The sequence below is a fragment of the Dapis hubbardiae BLCC-M172 genome, from assembly GCF_050016015.1.
Taxonomy (GTDB): domain Bacteria; phylum Cyanobacteriota; class Cyanobacteriia; order Cyanobacteriales; family Microcoleaceae; genus Trichodesmium.
This window is the reverse complement of the sequence record NZ_JBNHEQ010000228.1, coordinates 6866-10763: the sequence shown is the minus strand read 5'-3', so window position 1 is coordinate 10763 and position 3898 is coordinate 6866. Positions and strand designations below refer to the sequence as shown.

1 protein-coding gene is annotated in these 3898 nt (G+C 35.3%); it reads right to left on the bottom strand.

Features of this window, described 5'->3' with window-relative positions; all coding sequences use genetic code 11:
• Positions 1-3111, bottom strand: a 3111-nt coding sequence (locus tag ACP6PK_RS21105; RefSeq protein ID WP_426562363.1) for an SNF2 helicase-associated domain-containing protein, incomplete at its 3' end; no start/stop codon positions are given.
• Between the last annotated feature and the right edge of the window lie 787 nt (positions 3112-3898).

The window sequence follows — 3898 nt, the reverse complement described above, 5'->3', positions numbered from 1 at the left end:
AATATCCTCCAGATTATTTAGAACTTTTGCCAAGTCAGTAGAAGAAAATTCTGGAGAAACTTCTAAATTTTGAGTCTTGTCTTGAGAAAGTTTCTGTTGAGGATATCCTTTTTCTACAACTTTACTAATATCCTCCAGATTATTTAGAACTTTTGCCAAGTCAGTAGAAGAAAATTCTGGATAACTATCGATATAAATTGTATTCTGCATCCCCAAATTTTGAACTGCTAGTTTAGTTTTCTTCACTAATTCGGCGACTATATCAGAAGCAGGAATTCCTTCAACATTTGAGTTGGCTTTTTTCTCACAAATTGACTTAAGTTTTTCTTGTTTTTCTGGGTAATTAAATCCTATTTGTTGTAAAAAACGACGTGCTGAGTTACCGCTAAATGTACCGATATAATAAGTACGAAAAATTCCAGTACCATTAGTAGCTCGTTTTTGTTTAGGAGATATTGTCATCCAAATTCCAAAACGTCTTAGTAAGGTAGATAATTGTTGAATAAGTTGAGACGATGCTGTAGAAATTTCGATATTTCTCATCGTTTTGCTTACCGAAGCTTCTGCATCAAAATAATTACTCAGAAAAATTCTAATACTTTCTAAGTCAGCTTGCATAATAAATGACGGAATAGTTTGATCAAGCGATCGCTTTCCCCACTTATATTTTTTCTCTTCTAAAAATTTCCGATACTCTACACTATGCGCTCTAATTTCATAGCAATCTTTTTGGCTAGTATGAGGAACAATTTTAGGAGAATTAATTTTAATGTCATATCGTTTTCCAAGTCTGCTAAAAGTCTCAAGTAAATCTTTTAAAACATCTTTTCCCTTCTGAGAAACACCAAACATTCCAGAGTCAAATCTTTCCCATCCTTCAGCTATTTGCCAAGCAAGAAATTTGACCAAATCTTTATCCTCTGCTTTCCCATCCCACACCAATTTTGCAGGCACACAAACATAATCTCCCACCTGAAAATCATTTTTCCAACTATCGCGAATAAATAATTTATGACTCTGAGTAATAGTAATACTACTCTTATCTTTTAATCTCACCCTTCGTAACTTTTCTCGTACCCGCTGTCGATATAACCGTCGGATAGGAGCAACCACAATTTTTCCCGTTGTCTCATCCAGAGAATTTACCAATAATTCCCGATTCGGTTTTGCCCAAAACCCTTCCCCATCAAATTCCGTTTCACCTGCATAAGCTTGCCAAATTTTCTCTGCCTGCATTACCATGCCATTAATAAATAATTCTGTATTAGGGCCAATACACTTTCCGAGGCCCATGCAATCCGCTAAACAAGCACCCAAACCCCAACGTTCTAGAAAAGTCAACCAACTAACGCCCCGTGCTTGATAATCCCGCAGTTCTCCCCGAAAACTCTCAGGTGTAGGAATTTCCTCCAACGAACGATTATTTGTCAAAGTATCCAAAAGTTCCTGTAGTTGACCCCCAGATTCAAAATTAACAACAGGCAACTTTTCCATAGTCTGAGTATCCCCAGTCGCTAACCGTAAAGCATCTTCCAAAGACAAAGCCATTTGGTCTTGACGAGTAGCAAAGAAATTTTTTGCTGCTCGGACATCTTGAGGTTGTAATTCCACCCACTCGCCATTAATTTCTACTAAAGGACTATCTTTAGCTACTAATTTGTCAAATTCAGCCTTAGTTAATTTCTGGCCTCCAATAGATAATTCCCACTGGAAATTAAGAAGACTTTTTAACCCAAGTCTTTCAGTTTTTTTCGTTTTTGGAGCAGTCGCCTGAATACTAAGGCCCAAACGAGACGCCCATCCTTCTCGGTTAGCCAAACTAGGCGGTAAAATTACCCCCAGTCCACTATCAGTAAACCGCCAACTTCCACTTTTGATAAATTCATAAGCTTGTTGTGGAGTTAGTAGAGAATATTGGGGAGTTGCTTCTTGTAAACTAGGTTCAATAATTGGATAAATTCTTGATGCTAAACCTAAACCTTTTAGCAGAGTTTCTTGAGGCAGTTTAATTGTTTTTCCTTGATAATTTAAACTTGCTACAGGATTTTCCCAAATAGTTTTGGCATTAACAAAAAATTCTGGGTTATCGACTTCTTGGAGACAATATTCTAGTTTCCATTGTCGGGAATTATCTGATGGTGAGTGGAGACGGAAACAGGTAATAAATTTCTTTTCTGTGGTTTGATATTCCTGTAGAGGAGATTTCCAATTCTCAAGTATTTTGCTAATTTGTTGTGTTTCTTTAGCAGGAGGCAATTTTAAGGTTGATTTTCCTAATAAGGATTTCAACCATTGTCTAATTGAGGGATTTAATGAGGTAGTTTGTGTTGGAGATATTTCGTTTGATAGTTGCCTAATTTGTGTATCTATTATATTTTTTAAGAAATCTTGGATAATTTCTTGACTTGATTGAAGTTGCGGTAATTTTGAGGAATTATTTTCGGTAACTATTTGTAGATTTTGTATATTTTCTAGAGAGAGATATGACTGCCAATCAATATTATATGTACGACAAACTAGAGGCATTTGTAGGGTGAAATTTTTCAATCTAGTTTGATCTATAGAACTATCAAGTAAAGGTTGCCAAGTTGTAATAAATTCTGCACTTGATGTTTGTTCAATAGAGGGTAAAAATTTACATCTTGCTAATAAGTCAAGACTCCATCGCGCAACATGAGACCAAAATCTTAAATCTGCTCCGATGAAAGATTCAGTAGTTTTTCCCAGAGGAATAGATTGTAAAAATTTAATTGCTTCTAGAGGTTCTAAACAAATTCCTTCTATTTGCCAGGGATAAAGATATAACTTTTCTGAAATTTCTGATAGATTTGTGGCAGAATGAATCGGATATATTTTTTGACTAGATTCTGATAATTTTGTGGGGATAGCTAAGGTTTGATTTGTATATTTTTTGTGCTTTTCTAAAGAAAAATTGATATTTGTCTTAGATAACTTTAACAGTTCATCTAAAGTTATTGCATAATGATTATTAGTAATTTTTTCTGTTTCACCAGCATCCTCTTCTGTAATTCTATGCCAAGTTTCTCCCCAAACAAATAAGGAACTAGGTTGTTGATTTTCTGTCACCCAAAAACTATGTAAAATTGCCATCTTAAATATCTATCAAAAAGGTTATATTCTGATTACTAATTTTTTTTACTGTAAATCTTTCAACAATAAAATTTAACAATGAAAAACGTCGTCCTAGTTAAAATAACTGTAAGCATTTTCTACGGAATGCGGAGCAAACAGCTATTAGCTATCAGCTCTTCCTGCGGAATGCGGAGCAAACAGCAATAAGGCATTTTTTTCAAAAACAGTCTCTAAATAAATAGAGACTTTAAGAGTAAGGAAGCCGACTTTTGCAGTAAGAAAATTGATAAAGCTTTTATCGAAAACTAAAAATAGCTAATAGCTGATGACTGACTGCTGAATGCTTACAAATAAAATGCTTACAAATAACTGGATGTAAACTTCATCTTTTGAGATGAAAGGTAAGTAGGATTATTATAGCGATCTATCTACTGAAATTTTTCTACTATGTGAGACCAACGCAACAGTCAATACATTTTCTGAAGCACTCCGGCAGAAGAGGTGGATAGTGAAATTTTTCTACTATGTGAGACCAACGCAACAGTCAATACATTTTCTGAAGCACTCCGGCAGAAGAGGTGGATAGTGAAATTTTTCTACTATGTGAGACCAACGCAACAGTCAATACATTTTCTGAAGCACTCCGGCAGAAGAGGTGGATAGTGAAATTTTTCTACTATGTGAGACCAACGCAACAGTCAATACATTTTCTGAAGCACTCCGGCAGAAGAGGTGGATAGTGAAATTTTTCTACTATGTGAGACCAACCCAACAGTCAATACATTTTCTGAAGCACTCCGGCAGA